The organism is bacterium (assembly GCA_035703895.1).
Classification (GTDB): domain Bacteria; phylum Sysuimicrobiota; class Sysuimicrobiia; order Sysuimicrobiales; family Segetimicrobiaceae; genus Segetimicrobium.
Genome location: DASSXJ010000288.1, coordinates 1 through 4259 on the forward strand (window position 1 = coordinate 1; position 4259 = coordinate 4259).

General features: G+C 67.4%; 5 protein-coding genes. 3 read left to right on the forward strand and 2 right to left on the reverse strand.

Annotated elements, in window-relative coordinates; genetic code table 11:
- Together VFP86_18995 and VFP86_19000 are read right to left on the reverse strand one after the other, a co-directional pair.
- Positions 1-289, reverse strand: a 289-nt coding sequence (locus tag VFP86_18995; GenBank protein ID HET9001737.1) for a glycerophosphodiester phosphodiesterase family protein, incomplete at its 3' end; no start/stop codon positions are given.
- Positions 286-1107: an HAD-IIA family hydrolase gene (locus tag VFP86_19000; protein ID HET9001738.1), complete on the reverse strand. Its 822-nt coding sequence runs from the start codon at positions 1105-1107 to the stop codon at positions 286-288. The genes VFP86_19000 and VFP86_18995, both read right to left, overlap by 4 nt.
- A 152-nt stretch (positions 1108-1259) precedes the next feature.
- Here VFP86_19000 and VFP86_19005 point away from each other — a divergent pair, with 152 nt between their 5' ends.
- The 3 genes from VFP86_19005 to VFP86_19015 are packed head-to-tail and all read left to right on the forward strand — an operon-like array spanning position 1260 to position 4055.
- Positions 1260-2450, forward strand: a complete 1191-nt coding sequence (locus tag VFP86_19005; GenBank protein ID HET9001739.1) for an aminotransferase class V-fold PLP-dependent enzyme — start codon at positions 1260-1262, stop codon at positions 2448-2450.
- Positions 2447-3478, forward strand: a complete 1032-nt coding sequence (locus VFP86_19010) for a hypothetical protein (protein ID HET9001740.1) — start codon at positions 2447-2449, stop codon at positions 3476-3478. Before VFP86_19005 ends, VFP86_19010 begins: the two co-directional genes overlap by 4 nt.
- Positions 3479-3524: 46 nt before the next feature.
- Entirely contained in the window at positions 3525-4055 is a 531-nt protein-coding gene (locus VFP86_19015) for a hypothetical protein (protein ID HET9001741.1), read from the forward strand.
- The last annotated feature ends 204 nt before the right edge of the window (positions 4056-4259 follow it).

Genomic DNA, 4259 nt, shown 5'->3' on the forward strand with positions numbered 1-4259 from the left:
GGCGCAGTTCGTCGAGAGTCAGTGATCCGACGAGGCCCCCGCCGTCCGTCGTCCGGTCCACGGTGGGATCGTGGATGACGACTAGGTGGCCGTCTCGCGTGCGGCGCACATCGCACTCGACGGCCGGGGTCCCATCCTCCAATGCCCGCCGGAATGCCGCGAGCGTGTTCTCCGGTGCGTATCGGGCTGCCCCCCGATGGGCCACCCCGAGCGTCCGGCCCGTCCTGATAAACCGCCGCCCGCGACCCTCGGTCGACCATCCCGCCTCCGCCACACCCATCGCGGTCAACGTACCCGCCCCTCCGCCGCCTCGCGCGGCAGCAGTCCCCGGAGATCGTCGAGCACGAACTCCGGGTGCACCGACGTCTCCGCCAGATCCGATCGCCGGGTCGCGCCGGTCAACACCAGCGCGGTGTGCATCCCGGCCCGCACCCCCATCGCGATGTCGGTTTCCAAGCGATCCCCCACCATGATCGTGCGGTCCGCAGGCAGCCCCAGGCGATCGAGCACCGCTCGAGCCATCACCGCTGAAGGCTTCCCCACCACCTCCTCGACCCGCGCCCCCGTCGACGCTTCGATGGCCGCGATGATTGCCGCACAGTCGGGCAGCCCGCCTCCGGGGACCGGACAGTACGGGTCACGGTTGGTCGCGACGAATCGGGCACCGGCACGGACGGCGTCGAACGCGATCTGCAACTTGCGGTAGTCGAACCCACGGTCGAACGCCGCGACCACGACATCGACCGCTTCGGGCTGCTCGGTCAGGGAAAATCCTGCGTCGAGCAGTTCGTCCCGAAACGACCGTTCTCCAATGACGAAGAGGCGCTGCCCGGGAAACCGGGCCCGGAGATAGGCGACCATGACCTGGGAGGAGTTCACCACCGCGTCGGGCTCCGTCGGCACCCCCATCTGGGTCAGCTGCGCCGCGTACGCCTCACAGGTGAGCAGCGGGTTGTTCGTGAGAAAGACCACTCGTCGGCCCGCCCCGCGCAGCCCAGAGATCGTCTCGCGTGCGCCCGGCAGCAGCCGCTCACCGAGGTACACAGTCCCATCGAGATCCAGGGCGTACCCGGCATACGCGCCGGGGCGCGTCTCCGCACCGCTCACGGACCTGTGTTTCGATGCCCGAGGGGCCGAACCCCTCCGGAGCGCAGTTGAAGAAATGGTGAAACCCTCCGCCTAAGGCCGAAGGACCGCGCGGAGGGAAATCTCTGCGGTCCTGCGAAGCCCATCGATCAGGTCGCGCCGAGGAGCCCCCGATGCCAGGCAGACACTTTCTTCAGATCCCGGGCCCCACCAACGTCCCCGATCGCATCCTGAGGGCCATGGATCGCCCCGTCCCCGACCACCGCGGCCCCGAGCTGCCGGCGCTCGTGGGCGAGATCCTGACCGGGCTCAAGCAGGTTTTCCAGACTACGCGCGGCGAGATCGTCCTGTATCCTGGGTCCGGAACCGGCGCCTGGGAGGCGTCGCTGGTCAATACCCTCAACCCGGGGGACCGCGTGCTCGCGTTCAACATCGGCCACTTCAGTCACCTGTACGCCGAGTGCGCCAGGCGACTCGGCATGGCGGTCGACGAGCTCGACCTGACGTGGGGAGACGGAGTGCCTCCCGAGCTCGTCTACGAGCGGTTGGCCGCCGACGCCGCCCGCACCTATAAGGCGGTCCTCGTGGTGCACAACGAGACGTCCACGGGGGTCACGTCGGACCTGCGGGCGATCCGCGCGGCGATGCGCACGGCCAACCACCCGGCGCTGCTCCTCGTCGACGTGGTGAGCGCGCTCGGCAGCATCGATTTTCGTTTCGACGAATGGGAGGTCGACGTCGCGCTCACCGGCACGCAGAAGGGGTTGATGCTGCCGCCGGGCATGGCGATCGTCTGCGCCGGCCCGCGGGCGATCGAGGCGGGCGCGACATGCACCGCCCCGAGGTATTTCTTCGACTGGCGGCCGGTCCTCGATGACAGCCGGCGGGGCTACTTCCCCTACACCCCGGCCACGCTCATGCTGTACGGGCTGCGCGAGGCCATCCGGATGCTCATGGAAGAAGGACTCCCCAACGTGTTAGCGCGACACCGCCGTCTCGCCGAGGCGGTCCGGCGTGCGGTCACTGCGGATGGGCTCTCCATCCTCTGCAAGGAGCCGGCACTCTTCTCACACAGCCTGACCGCGGCCGTCGTGCCCGAAGGGACGGATGCGGAGGCGGTGGTTCGCACGGCGGCCCAGCGCCTCAACCTGGCGCTCGGCACAGGCCTCGGTCGGCTAAAGGGCAAGGTTTTCCGGATCGGCCACCTCGGCTCGCTCAACGAGCTGGAGGTCGTTGCCACGATCGCCGGCATGGAGATGGCCTGCATCCTCGCCGGCATCCGCATGCCCCTCGGCGCCGGCGTGGCCGCCTGTCAGGAGTTCCTGGTGAGGCCGCAGATGGCGGCGGTACGGACCGCTACTTGACGGCGTTGCTACCTCATCCTCGAAGCGGCGAGACACTGCCGGCCGCCGACCTCTGGGCGCTCGGTGTGCTTCCGGTCCTGGCGGCCGGGGCGCTCGCCGCCCTGCTGGGCATTTACTGGGATATCGCCTGGCACATCGACAAGGGACGCGACACGTTCTTCACTCCGCCACACGACTTCCTCTATAGTGGTCTGGCCATCGTCCTGCTGACCGGTCTGTACGCGCTGTGGCGAGATCGACGCAAGACCCCGGCCCATCTGCGCGTCGGCCCGCTGTGGCTTCACGGCGGCATCATGATCGTGTCCATCGCGGCGGGCCTCGTGCTCGCCTTCGCCCCGTTGGATGATCTCTGGCACCGTTTGTTTGGAGTTGATATTACCCTGTGGGGACCCATGCATCTCGTCGGCATTCTCGGCCTCACGCTGGCGAGCTTCGGAGGGCTGGTGAGTGCCTGGCTGGAGCGCGGTGTCGCCCGCAGCGCCCGGCGTTCCGCCCTGTTCGGTGACGTGACCCTATTCTTCGGTGCGGCCCTTCTGGGCTGGACGGTGCTCGTGCTGGCCGAGTACGAGTTCAATGTGCCGCAATTCCCGACCGTGTTTCATCCGATTCTGCTTGGCGGGCTGCCGAGCTTCGTGCTGGTGCTGGTCTCGCGGCTGAGAGCCCGGCCGTGGGGGGCGACCCTCGTGACAGTTGCGTTTACCGTGTTCAGAGTTGCCATTGCGATCTGGCTCATGACCGCCTCACGCTTGGACCTGGCCGGATTTTCCCGCCCGCTGATCCCGCTACTCGTACCATCGGGGATAACGGCCGACCTCTTGGCAAAGAGGCACGCTCCGGGATGGCTCGCAGGCACGACCGCAGGGCTTGTGACGATCGTCGTGAACCTCGCGGTGGTCCGAGCTGCAGACGGCATCATTTGGACGACCACGACGATAGGCGCCGCCCTCGTCCCTGCTCTCCTGCTCGCGGCCGTGGCGGGGTGGGCCGGCGCAGCGGTCGCCGGGGTGCTCCAACCCAGACTTGCCTGAGACCGCGCGTCTCCTCATGATTCTGATGGGGGTAGCGATGGGCGTCATGACTCCCGCTCTCGCCCGCCAACCCAGCCGCGCGGCACCGCCGCCTCAGGATGCGCCCAGCGTCACACTCACCATCCGACACCAAGCCCCCGGCACCCCAAGCGTGGTCGAGGTTCTGCTGACCCCGCCGGACGCGGCCGGAGGCAGAGAACTTTTTCTGTCGATGACGAAACCAAACCCCGAAAGATACTTGAAGAAGCGACGTGTCCTCACGCCTGCCGGCGTGGGAGTGTACCGGCTGGAATATACCTTCCCTGAGAACGGGATCTGGTATTTCTACCTACGGTACGGACCCGGACAGGCGGGTTTCTATGCCTTTGCGCCGCTGGCCGTGGACCCGCGAGCAGGCGGTGAGGATACGGTGACCATGCGGATGAGGCGCGGCCTGTCGAACGGCGTACCGGCCTGGGTCCAGCCGCTTGGCTACGCAGCCTTCGGCCTGGTGGCCGCGCTCGCCCTGGCCGGAGTGCTCGTGATCTTGAGCCACCTCCGCCGGACCACCGGAGTCCTGACGCCGCCCATGGCGTGACTTGAAGTGGGCGATTCACGCAGGGGACCCGAATCGCCAGTGAGTCCCGTCGACCCAGGTCACTAATGCCCCTCGATGACTCCCATCATCCGATTGCTCGGGTACCACGAATCGACGCATTTCCACCCCGCAGCTTCGAGTAGTCGCACATACTCACCCTCCGTCCTCTCCCGACCGGTCCCCCAGCACATCATATGAATATCG